Source organism: Sphingobium sp. PNB, assembly GCF_019873065.1.
GTDB lineage: Bacteria > Pseudomonadota > Alphaproteobacteria > Sphingomonadales > Sphingomonadaceae > Sphingobium > Sphingobium fuliginis.
Window position 1 is genome coordinate 1 of record NZ_JAINEZ010000034.1, and the last position, 20,524, is coordinate 20,524.

Here is a 20,524-nt window from a genome sequence, read left to right on the forward strand (position 1 = left end):
ACGCCCTCCGCCCTTCACCGACACCCCAACAACCGATTCTCATCTTGATTGTCGCTACGCTCGCATCCTGTCAGTCGCCGCGCACCGAACCCACAAAGAATATGGAGATTGTAGAAACGATCCTGAAGTGGGGCTTTGTTGCCGCACCCTTCATCGTCATCCTTCTTATCGTCCTGTACGCCAACGACATGTTGACCTTCACCAAACCCGCTAATCCCGATCAGGAATTTGCAGAACGGGCAATGGCGAGCGCTAGGGACGCCATGAAGGACCCGACTTCCGTTAAGTTCAAAGACCTGACCGTCAGCGCCAAGGGCCGCTGCATGTATGGACAGATTCTTGGACGTAACAGCTTTGGTGCCTACAACGGCTACCAGCCCTTTGTATGGACCAACGGCCAAACCTTCATCGATAGCAATGATGATACCGACGCCATGATCGCGGCGATCAGGGCCAGGAATAATTGCATGAAGGCGATGGATGGAGCCGTGCCGCTGACCATCCCGGAAGCATGATATTGCAGGGAGGGGGTGAAGTCTTAGAAAAACAGCTTCACCCTTTTCCCTGTCCATTCACAGTGCCGACCTTGATTTATAGGGAAGCTCACACCCCTTCAATGGACCGTATGTCCGGCAACCTTCCTATGGGAACTGATCGTGATATGCGGTGCTATCCCCACATGCTTATAGAAGCTTTCGAATAGGCACTGCGCCGCTATTTCCGCTTTCGATTCAGGAACCATCAGGGCGTCGTGGAGGGGCAATGCCGGTATGTCGTGGACAAACGCCAACGTCTTTACGGCATCAATGACGGCGGTGCTTTCGATGAACTGCAAGTCGCCCCATCCTATCGGGTTCTTAGCCCATTCCTCCAAGAGCGGCAGGTGGTCCAATATCCTTCGCTGCGTTTTGCCGAACGGGTAATCCGCCTGTAGATCGCGGCCCTTCGTTTCCTCATCCTCGCTATAACGCTTCTTCGATTCAGGAGGCCAGCGGGTATGAAAGCCGCTATTGCCTAGGGTGATTGATACCCACATTTTTACGATGCTACGCGGTACGACCGGCATGTCATAGGGATCGGTTGCGGGCAGCGGTACGCCCATGCGCTGGTGCAATATCGTTAGATAGCTGGCCCGAAGATCGACCTCAGCAATGGCCTCGCCGCTGATCGTCATGGCCCTGCGGATATGCTTTTTGACGTTTTGGTAGCCCTTGCCGATGCCATGGCTATAGAGACGACCACCCTTGCTGAAATCGGCACCATCCTTGTCGCCCTCCCCGAACACCCGGACAAAGCGATGGTGCAGATGGGCAGGCTGAATGTCCTGCTTGGCGAAATAGGCGGTTAGGTCGTTGACCTCTTCGGCATAGGCCGCGACATGCGGCAGGCTGTAATCCACAGGCAGCATTATACCCTTTTGCTTATCCTGCTTTCCCTTCTCGCCATTCCTTCCGGGTTTCCATGTCTTTGTGCTGCCGGTCTTCAACAGGATCGGATCGGCAACCCGGATCGGCCTTGGCGCAGCGCCAAAATGAAAAGACCATAGTTCCGGGAATATATTATGGGCCTTCGCAAGGTCGATCAGCTTTGGCATGGCCCTGAACCGGGTTGCTACCCCTTTGCTGAAAACCGACGCCGCGCATTCCTTATAGCCGGTGATGACCTCTATATAGCCGGTGATGACCTCTATGAAGCCTTCCCTGTGCAAGCCGTTTATGACGTTCCTGAACGGCCTATGCCCTACCGACACACCGGAAACTGTATCGTTTCCAAATGCCCCTGCATTGAAGCTCCCGGTAGCCATGGATCGATATAGAAAGCCGCCGTCTTCCTCTCCCGCTGCCTTCAACAGCATGGGGACCGTCAACTCCATGGCGTTGATAAATCCATCCGAAAACTTGTTCCGCCTTCCCATATCAGGCTTTGCCAATTCAAGGAGGTCTTTAATAAGAGCAAAGGATTCAATAGAGATAGGCTTTAGATAGAAGGATAGAAACCAAGTCATATCTATTGCTTCATCTAAAGATATTGATTTAATAATAGGTAATTTAAATAGTTTAGAAGAGATATAATCTTTATAGTAAGGCGTATTCATAGACATTTAAGAAGCAGTTCAATTTATAATACATACGTGAAGCGCTTTCGATGAGCATGATTTTCTTCTGTGATCGAAAGGGCAGGGTTGTTTGACAGAAGGTGCAGAGCGCAAGGGATCGCACCATTCCTTCCCCCTCATGTCGAACAAGAGAGGATTCGCTGGGCTGATCGAGCAGGTTGGGAGGCAGACTCCCCTTGCCGATTATCGGAAGGCCCTACATCAGAAGGCTGGTTGTCGTTTGAGGCCGGGGGAAGAGGCTCGTCCTCATCCATGAAGGCGAAGCGTAATTGCGTAAATTCCATCTGTATTTCCTTTCGTCTGGAGTGACGGAACGCAAAGATATACAGGAAATCAGAGGCAGCAACCGCTAGTACCTGAAGTGTTAAAACGAACATGTCTTCTTATTATTGTTAATATTATTCCTAATATGGCGTATTTTCTTAACATAAAATTTATCTATATTATAGCTATATTTACAAAATGGAAAAATTTTAAATTGAACTGCATCCGCAATGCGTTGCTATATGTTAAAAAGTTAACATACGATCATTTCGCTAGTAACGGAAATGCTGGGCTTGAAATACAATCTGTATGGTTGCAACGGCTGGTGGACCAGCAATCGCGGTAGAATGCCAAAGCTCACCCTTATGGCAGGCATAAACCGACCAGAAGTTGCCATAAACTGGACGTTGAGCTTTTCCGGCAATCGGACACACTATGGTAGATCAATAGACTTGTTCAGCCATGCTGCCGTCAGAGGCATTATTCCAGCTACCCCCGCACCGTAGAAGGGGCAGGCATATTTTGCCATTTCAATAGTTGAACCTAGTCCATCGCTGAACATGACCAAAAATATGATCCATCCGACGGCCGCGCCAATCAGTGCGAATAACACTGCATACGACTTCGGATTGGCAGCGACTTGGAGAGTAAGAATACAATGTAGAGCGGTGCCTAAAATTAACGCTGCGGGGATTGAAAAAAGCAATGCCATTGCGCCGACTAGCGCTCCCCACATCTGCACTGCAATGATGCCCTTAAAACTAAACATTCCATCCGCCGTCGCAAGAATGCCACAGCAAAAGATGATCGTTGATAAAAAGCATCCGGCAAACGCAGACAAAAATGCGACTTTTAAAGATTGTGCGATGCTGAGGTCTGGTTCCATGACGAGAGTAAGGCAAACTCTTTTTAAATATCCGTAAAAGTCCGCTTTATTGTCGAAGTGGCTGCAAACCTGACTGTCGCGAAACCACCCATCGGCGCTATTCGGTGTCCTTGCTGCCGAACACAAGATGGATCGCTTCCCAGAATAACGCGGTGCCCATTACACCGGCGGCAGCGAAGCGTTGACCATCGACAAGCAGCCACCCTGCCAACGCAACCGTGAAGACCCAGAGCGCGATGATCCATGGCTTCGTCATAGGTCGAGCCTACAACGAATGTCGGCAGCTTACCACCATGCCATGCTCGACAGCGGACCGTCCCCTTCCCACCCTTGCCAGACACAGCAACGTCATCAATGATGAAAGCACCTGTGTCGGTCAGTAGGCCTTGTGATCGGCAGGCAAGAAGCAGCGCGGGACGACCATTGCCTTCCCGCGCATCGGCTTCACCTCTTCTTTAAGGCTTGTATGCCCATCAGATACGGCAACACCCCGGCTTCGATGGCGGCATCACTGCCGACCAATTTAGTAGCGACAACGGCAGGCCTCGATATCAGGTACAGAGAGCCGTGGACCTTCACATCAAAGCCCTTGAGCCTCGCTACGCCCGTCAACACCGCTTGGGTAATGTATCGGGGCACGGCGCTTATTTTCCTGACGACTGTTCCGCCCGGCTCACGAAGATCAGGGTGACGGAAGATCATGTGCAGCCAGCCAATGGATGAGGGTGATAGGGGACGAACGGTATGCAAAGTTAAAAATCCTAATTTCGTCAAGCGGCTGATTCCGCGCTGACGAATCGGAAATTAGATGGACCGGATCAGACAGTAAACCGTTAGTACTATAAGTATTAACTTAGGACTGACCTTAGTAATTGTGATATTTATTGTTTATGATTGAACTTATTATAGCCTCTGCGAATGAGAATTGTGAAAAATTCTCACTCACTTTATCAGGACTGATGGCTGATAATGGTCTATTTTGCCCCTGGAGGGGGCCTTGGAGCGCGATTTGGAGGGCTTGGCCACCCAAGTAGCCAAAACAAATAATCGCGCTCTACAAGCTCCAAATCCGTCTTAATATTATCTAAGCATAAAGGTGCGTAAAATCTACACCTTCAAAGCGAGCATCTTCGATAATTTCAGACAGACTTCCAATGGTGCCTTGCCGTAAATTTCCGTATCCTGACGTAACTGTCTTTTGACTATGCCCAAGAACAACAGCGATATCCTGATCGAAATATCCAGCAAGGCGGAGTTGATCGGTCAAACCATGCCGGAAGGAATGCGAACCCAGACCGTCCGCTGCTTCCTTTAAACCGATACGTTCTAAATATACGCGCCAGAAGCGGGACGCCTTACCACTTTGATCTCGTTCATTTTTCTGAAGTTCCGGGAACAAGCGCTGCTCGCCATCTTCTTTGGCCCGTTCTCTTTGCACGCATACATAATCAATGAAGCCGATAGCAATGAGCGTGGAATGCAAGGGAGAAATGCGATTTTTCCCGTTCTTCGTCGCCTGCCCCGTTTTCTCCTCATGTTTTATCTCGATGTAATGAACATCCCCCTCCTGTCGAACATCATCAAGCCGCAGCTGGGCAATTTCCCCTAGTCGGGCACCGGTGAACAAGCAGACTAACGGGAGCCAAAAGCGCCAGTCTCTTGTCTGGACATTTCCCTTTTTAAACTCTTTCCCATCCCGAAGGAATCCGGTGAACAGCGGCGACCGAAGGATGATATTCAACTGCTCCACCGTGAAGGGCGGACGCGCATTCTTCTGCTTATCGACCTGATAGAACAGCCCAGTGACAGGGTTCTCTTCAACATACCCTTCGCGCTTAGCCCACGAAAATAGCGCCGAAACAGCAGACAGCTTTTTATTGACTGTGACGAGATCGAGAGTCTTCATTCCCCTCTCTTTAGCCACAGCGGCGATCTGCCGGAGGGGCATCCCTTTGAACTCGTTCCGCTTCCCATAGGTAATGGGAAGGGAGGTTTGAAGATTACGCCATTCTCGTACATCGGACGGCTGGATAGACCGTAGGCTACGCAACAAATGAGGCGAACTCATCAACAGGCTTGCGATCCTGCCGCAAGGTATCGGGCCGCTTTTTGCCTTCTGCGAGGCGCTGTGCCTGATAAATATCATATAGCTGGGCTATGCGCTCGCCATCACGCGCCCGGTCATTTTTCCTCTTAATCGCTGCTTGAACAGGAGCCGATGGCATGAAGGCATGTTCCGTATCGTCAATGATCGCCACCGCCCTCGCAAACGTGTCTGTACCTGCCCGACCTAGCTGCTGAACGAACTCCTCGAATGGAAGGCTTCCTTGTGGCAAATCCCAGCCGCGCTTATGGACCTGCCGTACAGCATGACCGCGCCAGTAGGTGTAATCATCCCCTTTCAGTAGGCGCACAGAATCAGCATGTCGGCGTTTGAACTTGGAGCGAAGCGCTCGGTAATGGGCATCGCCAAGCTGGGCCTTGACCTTTATTAGCTGCACAACGCGTTCGCTGGCCCGCTCATATCCAACGACAAGTGCCGCCTCTTCCAACTCAGTCGCCGTAGGACAAACAAGGTAGCCATCGGCGTTCGTACCCCGATCTGACGACGAAAGGGCAGCTTCTACCCTAGACTTCCACGCCATCAGGATCGGCAGGGCAGATTCCTCAGCCCGCCGACGATCAGTCTCACGGAGAGACTTGGTAAATTCACGCTTGCCGATGACCGGTCGCGCAGCGGCCGGGACCATCATCCGAAGCTGCCAATGCTGAGATCGGGGGCGTTTGCGTAGGTAACTGTTCAACATAAAGGATTGCGGTCCGAAGGTGGATAACGTAGCACTCGCACGTAGCACTGCCACAAACGGAACTCCCAGAAAACCGCCACTCCTAGGACTTCTAGGCATCAACTTAGCCCACTTAACCGGCGACTTAACCCTCCTCTCTCCCCGACCATCATCCTTGTCGGAAAATGCATGGCCTTTCGCGACAACTTGCTCCCACGGCGCAATCCATGAAAAATCAGCCGCCGACGATCGAAATGGACGAGTTCGATCGGAAGATCGTCGCCGCCCTGGTCGAAGATGGCCGCATGACAGTCACCGATCTTGCCCAGACGGTGGGCCTGTCCAAGACGCCCTGTCAGGTTCGCCTGCGTCGCCTCATCGACACCGGGGTGATCCGCGGGTTTCGCGCCATCGTCGATCCCGCGAAGCTGGGCATGGACCATGTCGCCTTTGCGGAGGTGAAGCTGTCCGACACGCGCGAAAAGGCGCTGGATGAGTTCAATGCCGCCGTCCGCCGCATTCCCGAGGTCGAGGAATGCCATATGATCGCCAGCAGCTTCGATTATCTGCTGAAGGTGAGGACCGCCGACATCCGCCGTTACCGCGCCGTGCTGGGCGAGAAGATCTCCAGCCTGCCCCATGTCGCCAGCACCTCCACCTATGTCGCGATGGAAACCGTGCTGGATGCGGGCGGCCATCCCCGGAACAGGGGCCGCGCCTGACCGGTCCGGAAGCGGGTTGGAGGATTTTGCTTAGTATCGGGCGAGCTTCCCGTTACCATTACGCTCATGGAACCGAGAAGCTCTAGGCGGCAGCGCAACGCCCCTACCATCAACGATGTTGCGAAACATGCGGGTGTGTCGCCCATGACGGTGTCCCGCGTCATCAACGGCGAACAGATCGTGAGAAGCGCCACCAAGGAAAAGGTGGAAGCGGCCATCGCCGCGCTCAACTATTCGCCCAGCGCCGCCGCGCGCAGTCTGGCGGGCGGGGACGAAACCCGTATCGGCCTGCTCTACAGCAACCCGTCGGCCTCCTATCTGAGCGAATTCCTGGTCGGCAGCCTGGACCAGGCCAGCCGCAGCGGGGTCGATCTGGTGGTGGAGAAATGGGATGAGGAAACCGCCATCGACACGGTGGTCGACCATCTGTTGCGCGGCCGGATCAACGGAGTCATCCTTCCGCCCCCATTGTGCGATCATCAGGCCATGAAGGATGCGCTGAAGGCGGCGGACATCGTCGCGGTCGCGGTCGCCACCGGGGAAGCACCAGCCGACATGTCGGCCGTCAGCATCGACGACCATGCCGCGGCGCTGGCGATGACGCGCCATCTGATCGCGCTGGGCCACCGCCGCATCGGCTTCATCAAGGGCCACCCGAACCAGAGCGCCAGCCAGCGCCGGTTCGAAGGCTATGGCGATGCGCTGGCGGAAGCGGGTATCGAGCCGGACGAGACGCTGGTCGAGCAGGGTTATTTCACCTATCGCTCCGGACTGGATGCGGCGGAACGCATTCTGGCGCTGCCCGAGCCGCCGACCGCGATCTTCGCCAGCAATGACGACATGGCGGCGGCGGCCGTCGCCATCGCCCATCGCAGCGGATTGGACGTGCCGGGCGACCTGACCGTCTGCGGCTTCGACGATACGTCGCTGGCGACCACGATCTGGCCCGAACTGACGACGATCCGCCAGCCGATCAGCGCCATGTCACGTGCCGCCGTCGAATTGCTGGTGCGGCAGATCAAGGCGCGCAAGGGCAAGTCGGGGGAAAAGCCTTCGCATCTGCTGCTCGATTATGAGCTGATCCGGCGGCAGTCGGACGCCGTTCCGCATTGACGGCTTTTCTCTCGTGAGGGCCGGGTTCTAGCGCGGCAGCGATCCACCAGGGCTGCACCGTGCTCCTGCTTTCACAGGATCACGGAACCGGCAGGCCCGGCACGGCTTGCCGGGCCTGTTCGATCCTATTCCCCGAACACCCGGCGGAAGATCGTGTCGACCTGGCGGAAGTGATAGTCGAGGTTGAACTTCTCTTCGATCTGCTCCGCCGTAAGGGCGGCCGCGACATCGGGGTCGGCCTTCAGCAATTCCATCAGCGATAGCTGGCCGTCCGATTCCCAGACCTTCATCGCATTGCGCTGGACATAGCGGTAGCTGTCCTCCCGCGAGACGCCCGCCTGCGTCAGCGCCAGCAGCACCCGCTGCGAGTGGACCAGGCCGCCCATCTTGTCGAGATTCTTCATCATCCGCTCAGGGTAGACGAGCAGCTTGTCGATGACGCCCGTCAGCCGGCCCAGCGCGAAGTCGAGCGTGATGGTCGCGTCGGGACCGATATAGCGCTCGACCGACGAGTGCGAAATGTCGCGCTCATGCCACAGCGCCACATTCTCCATCGCCGGCAGGGCATAGCTGCGCACCATGCGGGCAAGGCCGGTCAGATTCTCGGTCAGCACCGGATTGCGCTTGTGCGGCATGGCGGAACTGCCCTTCTGGCCGGGCGAGAAATATTCCTCCGCCTCCAGCACCTCGGTGCGCTGAAGGTGGCGGACCTCGACGGCGAGCCGCTCGATGGAGGAGGCGATCACGCCCAGCGTGGCGAAGAACATCGCATGGCGGTCGCGCGGGATGACCTGCGTCGACACCGGCTCGATGGCAAGGCCCAGCTTTTCCGCGACATGCTCCTCGACGCGGGGGTCGATATTGGCGAAGGTGCCGACCGCGCCGGAAATGGCGCAGGTCGCGACTTCGGCACGGGCGGCGATCAGGCGCGCCTTGCAGCGGCTGAACTCCGCATAGGCCTCTGCCATTTTAAGGCCGAAGGTCACCGGCTCCGCATGGATGCCATGGCTGCGGCCGATGGTCGGGGTCAGTTTATGCTCATAGGCGCGGCGCTTGATCACCTCCAGCAGCTTGTCGAGATCCTCGATCAACAGGTCGGCGGCGCGGCTCAACTGCACGGCAAGGCAGGTATCGAGCACATCGCTGGACGTCATGCCCTGATGCATGAAGCGGGCTTCGTCGCCCACCTGCTCCGCAACCCAGGTCAGGAAGGCGATGACGTCATGCTTGGTCACGGCCTCGATCGCGTCGATGGCCGGCACGTCGATCGCAGGCTCGGTCGCCCACCAGTCCCAGAGCGCCTTGGCCGCGGATGCCGGCACGACGCCCAGTTCGCCCAGCTTTTCGGTCGCATGCGCCTCAATCTCAAACCAGATTTTGAAGCGGGCTTCCGGCTCCCAGAGGGCGGTCATTTGCGGGCGGGCGTAACGGGGGACCATCGGGCGAATCCTGCGTGCATGAGTTGAATGTCGCTGCGCCGCCTAGCAGCACCGCCTTTCCGGGGCAAATCGACCGCAAGGACAGGGCAGGAAGCGCCGCTTTCCCGTACTTCATCCCATTAATGGCAGGATCGGGCGGCGAAACGACGCGAATCGGAAGATGAGTGGAGCGACATGAACAAAAAGTCAGGAACCACATGTTTTATCTGGCTATTACCCCATGTGAAATACGGACGATCGGTTCTGGAGCAGATGATGATCCGCGCATTTCTTCTGACGGGCGCCCTCCTGGCCGCAACGCCCGCCCTTGCGCAGGCGGGGGCAGCCGCGCCGCAGGAAGCCGCTCCCGCCTCGCCGCAGGGGAATGAGGCCCAGCCCGCCGCGTCGGGCGATGCGGTCGCATCCATCGTCGATACGGAATTTCCGGCCTATGACCAGAATCATGACGGCCAGCTCGACAAGGCGGAATTTTCGCGCTGGATGGTGGCGCTCAAGGATCAGGAGCTGAAGGCGACGGGCCAGTCCCTGCCGCCCGCCGAAGTGACCGCCTGGGCCGACGGCGCCTTCGTCACCGCCGACGCGGACAAGAGCATGTCGGTCAGCAAGCCGGAACTGATCGCCTATCTGAGCGGCAGCGCGGCATAGGATAATTCCCCGTCCGAGCGGGGACAGAGCCCTGGAAGGGTCGCATCATGAGGCGGCATGGAGCGAAGGCCATGCCGCCTCCTTTTTTTTCGCTTTCCCGGAGGGAGCTTCAGCCCCGTTTCTTGTTCGCGTAGAGCAACGCCGCGACGATGGCGGCCGATCCTATGCCGACGGCCGTTCCCATCCAGACCGCCTTGCCCGCCGATTTGCGCGCTGCGGAGGCCATGTCGGACGTCTCAGTGGTGGAGGCAGGGGCGGCGGCGCCGCTATCGGGCGCTTCTTCGGTCGGCTTCGTCATGGTGATTCCCGATATGCAACAAAGCACAGGCGCAGAAAAGGCGAATGCGGCAAAAATCCGCCCAAGCGCCGTGTGGGAAGCGCGAACCCGCTCTCCCTTCGCACCGATGCTACAGCAAAAATCCGGAGCGTAAGGTCCCCGTCAGATTTGACGCAGGCCGTCCTAATGCGCCGGCAGCGGCTGATGCGCCTCGCCCCAGCCGCGCAGGTCCCGCGAAGAGGCGCGGTCCAGCAGGACGGCAGCATCCTTCACCGTGAAATGCGCGGCGCTGTCGATCCCGTCCAGCTCTTCCCAGGTGACGGGGGCGGCGACGGAAGCCGGCTCGCGGGCACGCACCACATAGGGCAGCACAGCCGTGGCGCCGCGCTGGTTGCGCAGCCAGTCGATGAAGATGCGGCCCTTGCGCTTCGCCTTGCTCATCGTCGCGGTGAAGCGGTCCGGTTCCTGGGTGGCGAGGGCGCGGGCGAAGCGGTCCGCGAAATCCTTGACCTCCGGCCATTGCGCCTGCGGCGTCAGCGGCACGACGACGTGGATGCCCTTGCCGCCGGACAGCATGGCGAAGCTGGTGAGGCCCAGATCCTCCAGCGCCCGCCGGATGTCCCGCGCGGCCTTCTTCACATCCTCGAAGTCCAGCTCTTCGTCGGGATCAAGGTCGAAGATCATGCGATCCGGCCGCTCCACATCCGCCACACTGGACCCCCAGCCATGAAATTCGATCGCGCCCATCTGGACGCAGGCCAATAATCCCTCGCTATCCTCGATATAGAGATAATCCTCCTCATTCCCTTCCTTCTCGCGGATCGGGACATGTTTGACATGATCGCCGAAGCTGCCGCTGTCATGCTTCTGGAAGAAGCATTTCTTCGCCCGGCCCTGCGGACAGCGGACCAGGCTGATCGGCCGGCGGGCGATCCAGGGCAGCATCGCCGCGCCCATGCGGGCGTAATAATCGGCCAGTTCGCCCTTGGTGATCTTCGCCTCCGGAAAGATCAGCCGGTCGGGATTGCTGATCCGGATCGAGCTATGGGCTTCGGGCGTCGGCATGGCTTCCTCGCGTCGAACGTCGCCGGCTGCCTTGTCCTCGCGCAGGCCAAGGAAGCTGGCATGGCGGACGATATTCTCCGCCGTGAATTCGGCAAAGGCGATTTCAGCGACCAGATCGGGGCGAACCCATTGGGCGCCTTTGCTTTCGCTGCGCGGCACACTGAGCGCGGCGGCCTTGCGCCCGCGCTTGCCCAGGGCGGCGATCAGTCCGGCGCTGTTGGCCGCGTTGAAGCCCGTGCCGACCTTACCCGCATAGACCAGGCCATCCCCTTCCCGCTGGCCAAGCAGCAGGTTGCGGATGGACCGGCCGCTGGCGCTGCTGGGGGTCCAGCCGACGATGACGAATTCCTGACGGCGGGTGCATTTGACCTTCAGCCAGTTCTTCGTGCGCGCACCGCGATAGGCGGCGTCGGCGCGCTTGGAAATAATCCCCTCCTGCCCTGCGCCGCACATGGCGTGGAACAGCTTTTCCCCGGCGCCGACGACGTGATCGCCGACATGGACATGGGCGGAACCCTCCCCCAACAGGCCCGCCAGCTTTTCCTTGCGGCCGATATTGGGCATGGCGGTCAGATCCTGCCCGTCCAGATGCAGCAGATCGAAGGCGAACAGGTGCAGCGCCGCCTTTCCCTCTCCCTTCAACACCTGCTGAAGCGTGGAGAAATCCGGATTCCCATCGCTGCCCGGGGCGACGATTTCCCCATCGATCAGGGCTGCGGGCAGGTTCATCGCCCCGATTTCCGCCGGCAACGGCGCAAACCGGTCCGTCCAGTCGAGGCCCGACCGCGTAAAGATCTTGACCTTCCCGCCCGATACGGAAACCAGACAGCGATAGCCGTCATATTTGATCTCGTGCATCCAGCCATTGCCCGTGGGCACGGCATCGACCAGCGTCGCCAGTTGCGGCGGCTGGAAGGCCGGCATGCGGCCCGTCCCTGCCTTGGCGCGCCTTTTCGCCGGGACGGCGCGGTCGGCCTGCGCCATCGCCGCGTCGAAGGCTTTTCCCCTCTTCCCCTTCAGCGACATGGGCGGCGTGCCGGCGGCGATTTCCGCCATGGTGCGACCGCTCCTGATGCTCGTCAGCTCACGCGCGGTCAGTTCGTCCGCGCTGCCGGCATGGGCATCCTCGATCTTGCGCAGCAGCCAGTTTTCTCCCTTTTCCCTGCCTCGCGGCTTCAGCCGGATCAACAGCCATTCGCCCCGCATCCGCTGCCCGTGCAGGATGAAATGGAGATGCCCTTTTTCGATGTCGCTCGCGCTCTTGCCCGGAACGGGTTCCCATGTGCCCTCGTCCCAGAGCATCACGGTGCCGCCGCCATATTCCCCCTTGGGAATGGTCCCCTCGAACGTCGCATAGGACAGCGGATGATCCTCCGTGCGGACGGCCAGCCGCTTGTCCGCGGGATCGATGCTGGGGCCGCGCGTCACTGCCCAGCTCTTGAGCACGCCATCCATTTCCAGGCGGAAGTCGTAATGCAGGCGGGTCGCATCGTGCTTCTGCACGATGAAGCCGTTGCCATTGCCGTGGCTGCGTCCGCGCTTGCCCGCCGGCTCGCGGGTGCGGGTGAAATCGCGCTTGCGGTTATAGGTGCTGAGCGGATCGGCATCGGCCATGGGTCAGGCCCGTTTTCGGCTGGCCGGCTTGGCGGGGGTCTTTCGCGTCGTGGCCTTGGCGGGCGCCTTGGCGGCAGGCGCCTTCTTCGCCGCCGGTTTCGCGGCGGAAGAAGCCGCGCCGGAACCGACCGACTTCTTGAGCGCCGCCATCAGGTCGATCACATTGCTGCCGCGCGGAGCCGCGCCCTCCTCTTCCTCCTCGATGACGCGGCGGCCCTTCGACTTCTTCTTCTTTTCGATCAGCCTTTCCAGCGCGTCCACATAGCGGTCGTGGAAGCTGTCGGGCTTGAAGGGTGCGGTCTTCTTCTCGATCAGCGTCTCGGCAAGGTCGAGCAGCTCCGCATCGGGCTTCGCATCCTCTATGTCGCGGAAATAGCTCTGGGCGCGGTTCACCTCATCGGCATAGCGCAGCGTTTCCAGAACCATGCCCCGGCCGCAAGGCTTCAGCGAGACGATATATTCCCGGCCCCGCATGGCAAGCTGGCCCAGCCCGACCTTCTTCGTCCGCCGCAGCGCCTCCCGCAGGACGATGAAGGCTTCCTCCGCCAGATCGTCCGCGGGCACGACATAATAGGGCCGCTCATAATAGAGGACATCGATCTCGCTGGCGTCGACGAACTGGGTGAGTTCGAGCGTCTTCTTGCTCTCCAGCTTCACCGCGTCGATCTCGTCGGGCTGGAGCAGCACATAGTCGCCCTTGGACAGCTCATAGCCCTTGACGATGTCCTCCGGATCGACCGGACCCAGGCCCGGAACGGTCTTTTCATAACGGACGCGCTTGCCGCTGGGCTGGTGTATCTGGTGGAAGGCGATCTGCGCGCCGGACTTGGTGGCGGCATAGATCTCCACCGGAATGGATACCAGCGCCAGACGAATCTGCCCCTGCCAATATGCGCGAGCGGCCATGAGCGTGCTGCCTCCTTTTTCAGGAGGAAATGCGCGGGCGATGGGGCGGTTCCGCGGCTACGACTCCCAGCACCCTTGACTTCGACCGCCAGTCGTGGTGGTAGCGCTATCAATAACGGACGTTCTTAGGAGTCGATGATGCCGGGGGTCTCCACTTTGCTCGATTGCCTTCCCGCCGACTGGCGGTCTGGCCTGTTCCTTGGCCGCGTGGAAACGGCGGATGGCCCAACCCCCATATTGGTCAAAGGCGGCATCGCCTATGACATGAGCCGCGTCGCCCCCACTGTCGCGCAACTGGTCGAAATGCTGCCTGCCGCAAGGACCGCCAATGGCGTGGCGCTGGGCGCGCTGGATAGGCTGGACCTGCCGCTGCTGAGCCCGGTCGACCTGCAATGCGTCAAGGCCTGCGGGGTGACCTTCGCCTTTTCCGCCATCGAACGGGTGATCGAGGAACAGGCGCGCGGCGAAGCAGGCGCGGCGGCGGAAATCCGGGCGCGGCTTGAGGAGCGGGTCGGCGGGTCGATCCGCGCCGTCGTGCCGGGTTCGGCCGAGGCGGCGGCGCTCAAGCAGGCGCTGATCGAGGACGGGCTCTGGTCGCAATATCTGGAGGTCGCCATCGGCCCGGATGCCGAAGTGTTCACCAAGGCGCCGGTGCTCTCGACGGTGGGCGCGGGCGCGGAGATCGGCATCCGTTCCGATTCCAACTGGAACAATCCGGAGCCGGAGATCGTGCTGATCGTCGATGCCGGCGGCCGGACCGTCGGCGCGACGTTGGGCAACGACGTCAATCTGCGCGATCTGGAGGGTCGTTCCGCCCTGCTGCTGGGCAAGGCCAAGGACAATAATGCATCCTGTTCGCTGGGGCCGCTCGTCCGGCTGTTCGACAATGATTTCACCATCGATGACGTGCGCAACGCTGTGGTCGAACTCACCATCGACGGCCCGGAAGGCTACAGGCTGGAAGGCACCAGCAGCATGAACCAGATCAGCCGCGATCCGCTGGAACTGGTGCGTCAGACGCTTTCCGAGCATCAATATCCCGACGGTCTGGCCCTGTTCCTGGGCACGCTGTTCGCACCCGTCCAGGATCGCGACGAACCGGGACGCGGCTTCACCCACAAGGTGGGCGACATCGTCGCCATCTCCACCCCGCGCCTGGGACGGCTGATGAACCGGGTCGTGACGTCGAAGCAGGCGGCGCCGTGGAAATTCGGACTTGCCGCGCTGATGGCCAATCTCGCCAAGCGGGGCCTGCTCGCATGAGCGGCGCCATCTATCCCAGCCTGAAGGGCAAGCGCGTCTTCATCAGCGGCGGCGGCAGCGGAATCGGTGAAGGGCTGGTCGAAGCCTTTGCCGCGCAGGGAGCCAGGGTCGCCTTTTGCGACATTGCGCAGGAAGAAGGCCGGGCCGTCGCGGAACGGCTGAAGGACGCGGATTTCGCGCCCGTCTTCCACCCCTGCGACCTCAGGGACATCGAAGCCGTGCACGCCATGATCGCCACGGTGGAAGCGCAGCTTGGCGGCGTCGACATATTGATCAACAATGCGGCCAATGACGACCGCCACGGCATCGAGGATGTCACGCCCGCCTATTGGGACGAGCGCATGGCGGTGAACCTGCGCCACCTCTTCTTCGCGGCGCAGGCGGTGGCCCCGGCGATGAAGCGCGCGGGCGGCGGGGTGATCCTGAACTTCGGGTCGATAAGCTGGCACCTCGCCCTGCCCGATCTGGTGCTGTACCAGACCGCCAAGGCGGCGATCGAGGGGCTGACGCGCAGTCTGGCCCGCGATCTGGGGCGCGACAATATCCGCGTCAACACCATCATTCCCGGCAATGTGAAGACGCCGCGCCAGATGAAATGGTACACGCCCGAAGGCGAGGCGGAGATCGTCGCCGCGCAATGCCTGGACGGGCGGATCATGCCGGCGGACGTGGCCGCGCTGGCCATGTTCCTGGCGTCCGACGACGCGCGCATGTGCACGGGGCATGATTATTTCATCGATGCGGGCTGGCGCTGAGGCCATGGCCCCGGTTCCGGAAAGCGTCCTCAGCGTCGGCGCGACCCTGGGCGAAGGGCCCGTCTGGGTGGCGCGGGATGCAGCGCTCTGGTTCGTCGACATCAAGGAGAAGCGCATCCACCGCTTCGACCCCGATCTGGGCGTCGCGCGCAGTTGGGACGCGCCGGGCCAGGTCGGCTGGATCGTTCCGGCGCAGGACGGATCGTTCGCCGTCGGGCTCCAGTCCGGCGTGCACCGCTTCGATCCCGATGCCGCCGGCTTCACGCTGCTGCACGCGCCGGAGGCCGACCGGCCCGGCAACCGGTTGAACGACGCCACTGTCGATCCGGCGGGCGGCCTGTGGTTCGGGTCGATGGACGATGGGGAGGAGGCCGATAGCGGGCGCTTCTACAGGCTGCACCAGGGCCGGCTGACTGAAAGCGGTCTGCCTCCGGTCTCGATCACCAATGGTCCTGCCGTCTCGCCGGACGGCACGCTGCTCTATCACACCGACACGCTGGGCAGGCGGATCTGGCGGACGCGGATCGCGGCGGACGGCACGCTGCATGATACGGCGCTGTTCGCGGAGATCGAGGATGGCGCCGGCTATCCCGATGGACCGACCGTCGATGCGGAAGGCTGCCTTTGGACCGGGCTGTTCGCCGGCTGGGCCGCGCGGCGGTACGATCCCGCGGGCGGGCTGATGGCGGAGGTCCGCTTTCCCGTCGCCAATGTCACCAAGATCGCCTTTGGCGGACCGGACCTGTCGGTCGCCTATGCCACCACCGCACGCAAGGGCTTGACGAGGGACCAGCTTCTCGCGCAGCCCTGTGCCGGTGATCTTTTCGCTTTCGATCCCGGCGCGCGCGGGCAAACATCCTATATTGCAGCCATCTAGAATATAAATCGGAGGAGCAGGAATGTCCGAAGGGAGTGCCGATAAGGTCAATATGGCCTTCATCGCCGCCATCGTCGCCGTGGCGACCATCGGCGGGTTCATGTTCGGTTATGACAGCGGCGTCATCAACGGCACGCAAAAGGGGCTGGAAAGCGCCTTCGACCTCGGCAAGTTGGGCATCGGCGTCAATGTCGGCGCCATCCTGGTGGGCTCCTCCATCGGCGCGTTCCTGGCCGGGCGCATGGCCGACCTGATCGGACGGCGCGGGGTGATGATGCTGTCGGCCGCGCTGTTCCTCGTCAGCGCGATATTGGCGGGGGCGGCGGGATCGTCCGTCATCTTCATCGTCGCGCGCATCGTCGGCGGCCTGGGGGTCGGCGCGGCGAGCGTGATCTCCCCGGTCTATATTTCCGAAGTCACTCCGGCGGCGGTGCGCGGCCGTCTCTCCAGCGTGCAGCAGGTGATGATCATCTCCGGCCTGACCGGCGCGTTCGTCGCCAATTTCGTGCTGGCGCGCTATGCCGGCGGATCGACGGCGCAGCTGTGGCTGGGCTTTCCCGCCTGGCGCTGGATGTTCTGGCTCCAGGCCATTCCGGCCGCGATCTACTTCCTGGCGCTGCTGGTGATCCCGGAAAGCCCCCGCTATCTGGTGGCGCGCGGGCAGGAGGAGCGCGCCCAAGCCGTGCTCACCCGCCTGTTCGGCGCCGAAGCCGCATCGCGCAAGGTGGTCGAAATCCGCAACAGTCTGGCCGCCGATCATCACCGGCCCAAGCTCAGCGACCTGATCGACAAGGCCAGCGGCAAGATCCGGCCCATCGTCTGGACCGGCATCGGCCTGGCCGTGTTCCAGCAGCTCGTCGGCATCAACGTCGTCTTCTATTATGGCGCTACCCTGTGGGAAGCGGTCGGCTTTTCGGAGGATTATGCGCTCCAGACCAACATCCTGTCGGGCGTGCTGTCGATCGGCGCCTGCCTTGCCACCATCGCGCTGGTGGACCGGATCGGGCGCAAGCCGCTGCTGCTGATCGGATCGGCGGGCATGGCGGTGACGCTGGCGACCGTCGCCTATGCCTTCTCCACGGCGGTCACGGCGGCCGACGGCGCCGTATCGCTGCCCGGCAATAACGGCGTGATCGCGCTGGTGGCCGCCAATCTCTACGTGATCTTCTTCAACATGAGCTGGGGTCCGATCATGTGGGTGATGCTGGGCGAGATGTTCCCGAACCAGATCCGGGGATCGGGGCTTGCCGTGTCGGGCTTCGCGCAGTGGATCGCCAATGCGCTGATCTCCGTCAGCTTCCCGGCGCTGGCGGTCTCGCCCGGCCTGGCGATCACCTATACCGGCTATGCCTTCTTCGCCGCCGTCTCCTTCTTCTTCGTTCGCGCCCTGGTGCATGAGACGAAAGGCCGCGAGCTTGAGGACATGGTCGGCTGAGCGGCCGGATCGCCCTGAAGGCGGGGGCGGTGGAAGCCGTGCTCGCCCCCGCCATCGGCGGATCGCTGGCGGCGCTTCGCTTCGCGGGGACGGACATATTGCGGGCCGCTCCGGCCGACAGCAGCGATCCGTTGCAGATGGCGAGCTTCCCGTTGGTGCCCTATACCAACCGGATCGCCCATGGCCGCTTTCGTTTCGCCGGGCGCGACGTGCGGATGCCGCTCAACTTCGGGGACCATCCGCACAGCCTCCACGGCATCGGCTGGACCTCGGCATGGAGCGTCGCGGCGGCGGCGCAGGACAGCGCGCACCTCACGCACCGATATGACGGCGATGGCGGCTGGCCATGGGCCTATGAAGCGCAGCAGCATTTCACCCTGTCCGACCATGCCATCGAAATGAGCCTGACGCTGCGCAACATCAGCGATGAGGCCATGCCAGCGGGCCTTGGCTTCCACCCCTATTTCCAGGCGGACGAAGACACGTCGCTCCAGTTCCGGGCGGACCGGCTGTGGCTTGCGACAGCCGACATGCTGCCCGTGCGGCAGGTGGCGGCGGACGCGCTGGGCGACTGGTCGGCGGGCGCGCGGGTGCGGGGAAACAGCCTGATCGACAATGCCTATGGCGGCTGGGACGGCAGCGCCACCGTCCGGCGAGGGGATGGGACGCGGGTCGTGCTCAGCGCCGTGGGCGCGTCATGGTTCCATGTCTATCGCCCGCCCCTTTCCCCGGATTTCTGCCTGGAACCTGTCACCCACATGCCCGATGCCGTCAATCGTCCGGCGGGCATGGACAGCATCGAACCGGGCGCGGAAAAGACGCTTTCCCTGCGCATCGCCTTCCCTCCGTCCGACGAAGCGCTTCCGCAGCGCGACAAAATCGCCTAAGCTGCCCGCTCAGCAGCTATAGGAGCGTTGATGCAATTTCTGCGGACTGCCTTCTGGGTCGTCATCGCCGTCGCCCTCGCGCTATTCTGCGTCGCCAATTACACGCGCGTAGAAGTGAATCTCTGGGGCGACCTGGTCATGGAAACGAAACTGCCGGTCCTGCTGATCGGCGCCTATTTGCTGGGTGCGCTGCCCTTCTGGATCATGGCGCGGGCAACCCGCTGGCGCATGAAGCGCAAGCTGGAGAGTACCGAGCGCGCGCTCGTCGCGGCGACCGCCGCCCCCTCGTCTTCCGCCCCTCCATCCCTCGCCGTCGCGGACAACAAGGCCGCGACCCCTACCCTCTCCACCACAGGACCAGCATGACCAGCCCCATCTATGTCGCCATCGATACGCCCGACCTGCGCAAGGCCCAGGACCTTGCGCAGCAGGTGCGTCATCATGTGGGCGGGCTGAAGCTGGGCCTCGAATTCTTCTGCGCCCACGGCCATCATGGCGTGCATGAGATGATGAAGTTCGGCCTGCCGATCTTCCTCGATCTGAAGCTGCACGACATTCCCAACACGGTCGCCAAGGCGGTGCAGGCGCTGCATGTGCTGGAGCCTGCGATCCTGACCGTCCATGCCGCCGGCGGGCGCGCCATGCTGGAGGACGCGAAGGCGGCGGCAGGGGCCAAGACCCGGGTGGTCGCCGTGACCGTGCTGACCAGCCTGGACGATGGAGACCTGCTCGACATCGGCGTGGGCGGCAAGGCCGAGGATCAGGTGGCGCGACTGGCCGATCTGGCGCGCAGCGCGGGGCTGGACGGGATCGTCTGCTCCGGCGAGGAGGTCGCGCTGGCGAAGAAGGCGTGGCCTGACGGATTCTTCGTGGTTCCGGGCGTGCGGCCGGCAGGCGGCGCGATGGGCGACCAGAAGCGCGCGGTGACGCCGCGCGAGGCGCTGGACCGGGGCGCCTCGATCCTGGTGGTCGGACGGCCGATCAGCCTGGCGGAAAAGCCGGATATTGCAGCGCGGGAGATAGAGGCGACGCTTTAGGCGGCCCGTTCAGGGTCGAAACGTCACGTTCCGTCCGGCGCGAAGAAATGCTGGATCACCTCCCGCGCCAGGCGCGCCGGACGCAGCGTGGAGGCGTCGAGGCAGCACCAGCTCGACTTCACCTCCGCCAGCACTTCCTCGCCACGGCGGATCACCGTTTCGTAGAAGGCGCGCGCGCCCTGCACCTTTTCCAGCAGGACGGTCGCGATGACGTCGTCGTTGAGGAAGGTCGGCTTGCGATAGGTGATCTCATGCTTGAGCGCGACCCATAGATGCTGGGCAACCGCCTCGGTGGGAGCGAGCGCCCGCCAATGGTCGAGTACGGCCGCCTGAACCCATTTCAGATAGCTCGCATTGTTGACATGACCCATGAAGTCGATGTCGTCCGGCTCTATGCCGACGGAATAAAGATGGGGAATGGCGTTGTGCACGGGCAG

At 61.1% G+C, this 20,524-nt stretch carries 22 protein-coding genes; 11 read left to right on the forward strand and 11 right to left on the reverse strand.

Annotated features, from left to right (window positions below; translation table 11 throughout):
* The coding region (locus tag K7W03_RS13050) for a hypothetical protein (protein ID WP_222886509.1) at nucleotides 1-515 on the forward strand (515 nt) is incomplete at its 5' end.
* Nucleotides 516-613: 98 nt separating this feature from the next.
* Here the strand turns inward: K7W03_RS13050 and K7W03_RS13055 are convergent.
* The 6 genes from K7W03_RS13055 to K7W03_RS13080 all read right to left on the reverse strand — a co-directional run bounded on the left by K7W03_RS13055 (nucleotide 614) and on the right by K7W03_RS13080 (nucleotide 6,019).
* Nucleotides 614-2,101, reverse strand: a complete 1,488-nt coding sequence (locus K7W03_RS13055; protein WP_222886510.1) for a hypothetical protein — start codon at nucleotides 2,099-2,101, stop codon at nucleotides 614-616.
* 712 nt (nucleotides 2,102-2,813) lie between these two features.
* Nucleotides 2,814-3,266, reverse strand: coding sequence for a hypothetical protein (locus K7W03_RS13060; RefSeq protein WP_222886511.1), 453 nt, complete (start codon nucleotides 3,264-3,266; stop codon nucleotides 2,814-2,816).
* Between the two features lie 97 nt (nucleotides 3,267-3,363).
* Nucleotides 3,364-3,522 (reverse strand): hypothetical protein, encoded by a 159-nt coding sequence (locus tag K7W03_RS13065; protein WP_222886512.1) that lies wholly within the window; start codon nucleotides 3,520-3,522, stop codon nucleotides 3,364-3,366.
* 188 nt (nucleotides 3,523-3,710) lie between these two features.
* Complete coding sequence (locus K7W03_RS13070; protein WP_222886513.1) at nucleotides 3,711-4,040, reverse strand: hypothetical protein; 330 nt, start codon at nucleotides 4,038-4,040, stop codon at nucleotides 3,711-3,713.
* A gap of 310 nt (nucleotides 4,041-4,350) precedes the next feature.
* A complete protein-coding gene (locus K7W03_RS13075; protein WP_222886514.1) occupies nucleotides 4,351-5,172 on the reverse strand; it encodes a site-specific integrase in 822 nt (273 codons plus the stop codon).
* A 136-nt stretch (nucleotides 5,173-5,308) separates the two neighbouring features.
* Nucleotides 5,309-6,019 (reverse strand): hypothetical protein, encoded by a 711-nt coding sequence (locus tag K7W03_RS13080; RefSeq protein ID WP_222886515.1) that lies wholly within the window; start codon nucleotides 6,017-6,019, stop codon nucleotides 5,309-5,311.
* A 260-nt stretch (nucleotides 6,020-6,279) separates the two neighbouring features.
* Between K7W03_RS13080 and K7W03_RS13085 the strand changes: the two genes are divergently transcribed.
* Together K7W03_RS13085 and K7W03_RS13090 are read left to right on the forward strand one after the other, a co-directional pair.
* A complete protein-coding gene (locus tag K7W03_RS13085; RefSeq protein ID WP_048575918.1) occupies nucleotides 6,280-6,774 on the forward strand; it encodes an Lrp/AsnC family transcriptional regulator in 495 nt (164 codons plus the stop codon).
* A 66-nt stretch (nucleotides 6,775-6,840) separates the two neighbouring features.
* On the forward strand, nucleotides 6,841-7,887 hold the full coding sequence (locus tag K7W03_RS13090) for a LacI family DNA-binding transcriptional regulator (protein WP_025550940.1): 1,047 nt from the start codon (nucleotides 6,841-6,843) through the stop codon (nucleotides 7,885-7,887).
* A 125-nt stretch (nucleotides 7,888-8,012) separates the two neighbouring features.
* Here the strand turns inward: K7W03_RS13090 and purB are convergent, their stop codons facing one another.
* A complete protein-coding gene (gene purB / locus K7W03_RS13095; RefSeq protein ID WP_222886516.1) occupies nucleotides 8,013-9,326 on the reverse strand; it encodes an adenylosuccinate lyase in 1,314 nt (437 codons plus the stop codon).
* Between the two features lie 255 nt (nucleotides 9,327-9,581).
* On the opposite strand from purB, the gene K7W03_RS13100 reads away from it, so the two are divergent.
* A complete protein-coding gene (locus K7W03_RS13100; protein WP_025550944.1) occupies nucleotides 9,582-9,971 on the forward strand; it encodes an EF-hand domain-containing protein in 390 nt (129 codons plus the stop codon).
* Nucleotides 9,972-10,080: 109 nt separating this feature from the next.
* Here the strand turns inward: K7W03_RS13100 and K7W03_RS13105 are convergent, their stop codons facing one another.
* The 3 genes from K7W03_RS13105 to K7W03_RS13115 form a co-directional block, all read right to left on the reverse strand.
* Complete coding sequence (locus K7W03_RS13105; RefSeq protein WP_048575891.1) at nucleotides 10,081-10,269, reverse strand: hypothetical protein; 189 nt, start codon at nucleotides 10,267-10,269, stop codon at nucleotides 10,081-10,083.
* A 162-nt stretch (nucleotides 10,270-10,431) separates the two neighbouring features.
* Nucleotides 10,432-12,927: a DNA ligase D gene (gene ligD / locus K7W03_RS13110; protein ID WP_222886517.1), complete on the reverse strand. Its 2,496-nt coding sequence runs from the start codon at nucleotides 12,925-12,927 to the stop codon at nucleotides 10,432-10,434.
* A gap of 3 nt (nucleotides 12,928-12,930) precedes the next feature.
* A complete protein-coding gene (locus K7W03_RS13115) occupies nucleotides 12,931-13,833 on the reverse strand; it encodes a Ku protein (RefSeq protein WP_025548903.1) in 903 nt (300 codons plus the stop codon).
* Between the two features lie 138 nt (nucleotides 13,834-13,971).
* Here K7W03_RS13115 and K7W03_RS13120 point away from each other — a divergent pair, with 138 nt between their 5' ends.
* From K7W03_RS13120 to pyrF, 7 genes are read left to right on the forward strand one after another with little or no spacing between them, the layout of a single operon-like run.
* On the forward strand, nucleotides 13,972-15,096 hold the full coding sequence (locus K7W03_RS13120; protein ID WP_222886529.1) for a fumarylacetoacetate hydrolase family protein: 1,125 nt from the start codon (nucleotides 13,972-13,974) through the stop codon (nucleotides 15,094-15,096).
* Entirely contained in the window at nucleotides 15,093-15,851 is a 759-nt protein-coding gene (locus K7W03_RS13125; protein WP_222886518.1) for an SDR family NAD(P)-dependent oxidoreductase, read from the forward strand. The genes K7W03_RS13120 and K7W03_RS13125 overlap by 4 nt, the downstream gene beginning before the upstream one ends.
* A 4-nt stretch (nucleotides 15,852-15,855) precedes the next feature.
* Nucleotides 15,856-16,728 (forward strand): SMP-30/gluconolactonase/LRE family protein, encoded by an 873-nt coding sequence (locus K7W03_RS13130; protein ID WP_102999806.1) that lies wholly within the window; start codon nucleotides 15,856-15,858, stop codon nucleotides 16,726-16,728.
* Between the two features lie 22 nt (nucleotides 16,729-16,750).
* Nucleotides 16,751-18,163, forward strand: a complete 1,413-nt coding sequence (locus K7W03_RS13135) for a sugar porter family MFS transporter (protein WP_025548897.1) — start codon at nucleotides 16,751-16,753, stop codon at nucleotides 18,161-18,163.
* A gap of 14 nt (nucleotides 18,164-18,177) precedes the next feature.
* On the forward strand, nucleotides 18,178-19,050 hold the full coding sequence (locus K7W03_RS13140; protein ID WP_222886530.1) for an aldose 1-epimerase: 873 nt from the start codon (nucleotides 18,178-18,180) through the stop codon (nucleotides 19,048-19,050).
* A gap of 30 nt (nucleotides 19,051-19,080) precedes the next feature.
* Nucleotides 19,081-19,416, forward strand: coding sequence for a lipopolysaccharide assembly protein LapA domain-containing protein (locus K7W03_RS13145; protein ID WP_048575898.1), 336 nt, complete (start codon nucleotides 19,081-19,083; stop codon nucleotides 19,414-19,416).
* Nucleotides 19,413-20,087, forward strand: a complete 675-nt coding sequence (gene pyrF / locus K7W03_RS13150; protein ID WP_025548893.1) for an orotidine-5'-phosphate decarboxylase — start codon at nucleotides 19,413-19,415, stop codon at nucleotides 20,085-20,087. Before K7W03_RS13145 ends, pyrF begins: the two co-directional genes overlap by 4 nt.
* Nucleotides 20,088-20,110: 23 nt before the next feature.
* Here pyrF and K7W03_RS13155 read toward each other — a convergent pair whose 3' ends face one another.
* Nucleotides 20,111-20,518: an acyl-CoA thioesterase gene (locus K7W03_RS13155; RefSeq protein ID WP_222886531.1), complete on the reverse strand. Its 408-nt coding sequence runs from the start codon at nucleotides 20,516-20,518 to the stop codon at nucleotides 20,111-20,113.
* Nucleotides 20,519-20,524 lie beyond the last annotated feature (6 nt).

What these genes read in the sequence shown, in the direction of transcription:
- purB (WP_222886516.1), bottom strand. Translation starts at nt 9,326, where the DNA reads ATGGTCCCCCGTTACGCCCGCCCGCAAATGACCGCCCTCTGGGAGCCG.
- K7W03_RS13130 (WP_102999806.1), top strand. Translation starts at nt 15,856, where the DNA reads ATGGCCCCGGTTCCGGAAAGCGTCCTCAGCGTCGGCGCGACCCTGGGC.
- K7W03_RS13100 (WP_025550944.1), top strand. Translation starts at nt 9,582, where the DNA reads ATGATCCGCGCATTTCTTCTGACGGGCGCCCTCCTGGCCGCAACGCCC.
- K7W03_RS13055 (WP_222886510.1), bottom strand. Translation starts at nt 2,101, where the DNA reads ATGTCTATGAATACGCCTTACTATAAAGATTATATCTCTTCTAAACTA.
- K7W03_RS13135 (WP_025548897.1), top strand. Translation starts at nt 16,751, where the DNA reads ATGTCCGAAGGGAGTGCCGATAAGGTCAATATGGCCTTCATCGCCGCC.
- K7W03_RS13115 (WP_025548903.1), bottom strand. Translation starts at nt 13,833, where the DNA reads ATGGCCGCTCGCGCATATTGGCAGGGGCAGATTCGTCTGGCGCTGGTA.
- pyrF (WP_025548893.1), top strand. Translation starts at nt 19,413, where the DNA reads ATGACCAGCCCCATCTATGTCGCCATCGATACGCCCGACCTGCGCAAG.
- K7W03_RS13075 (WP_222886514.1), bottom strand. Translation starts at nt 5,172, where the DNA reads ATGAAGACTCTCGATCTCGTCACAGTCAATAAAAAGCTGTCTGCTGTT.
- K7W03_RS13065 (WP_222886512.1), bottom strand. Translation starts at nt 3,522, where the DNA reads ATGACGAAGCCATGGATCATCGCGCTCTGGGTCTTCACGGTTGCGTTG.
- K7W03_RS13080 (WP_222886515.1), bottom strand. Translation starts at nt 6,019, where the DNA reads ATGATGGTCCCGGCCGCTGCGCGACCGGTCATCGGCAAGCGTGAATTT.
- K7W03_RS13060 (WP_222886511.1), bottom strand. Translation starts at nt 3,266, where the DNA reads ATGGAACCAGACCTCAGCATCGCACAATCTTTAAAAGTCGCATTTTTG.
- K7W03_RS13125 (WP_222886518.1), top strand. Translation starts at nt 15,093, where the DNA reads ATGAGCGGCGCCATCTATCCCAGCCTGAAGGGCAAGCGCGTCTTCATC.
- K7W03_RS13105 (WP_048575891.1), bottom strand. Translation starts at nt 10,269, where the DNA reads ATGACGAAGCCGACCGAAGAAGCGCCCGATAGCGGCGCCGCCGCCCCT.
- K7W03_RS13090 (WP_025550940.1), top strand. Translation starts at nt 6,841, where the DNA reads ATGGAACCGAGAAGCTCTAGGCGGCAGCGCAACGCCCCTACCATCAAC.
- ligD (WP_222886517.1), bottom strand. Translation starts at nt 12,927, where the DNA reads ATGGCCGATGCCGATCCGCTCAGCACCTATAACCGCAAGCGCGATTTC.
- K7W03_RS13145 (WP_048575898.1), top strand. Translation starts at nt 19,081, where the DNA reads ATGCAATTTCTGCGGACTGCCTTCTGGGTCGTCATCGCCGTCGCCCTC.
- K7W03_RS13085 (WP_048575918.1), top strand. Translation starts at nt 6,280, where the DNA reads ATGAAAAATCAGCCGCCGACGATCGAAATGGACGAGTTCGATCGGAAG.
- K7W03_RS13120 (WP_222886529.1), top strand. Translation starts at nt 13,972, where the DNA reads ATGCCGGGGGTCTCCACTTTGCTCGATTGCCTTCCCGCCGACTGGCGG.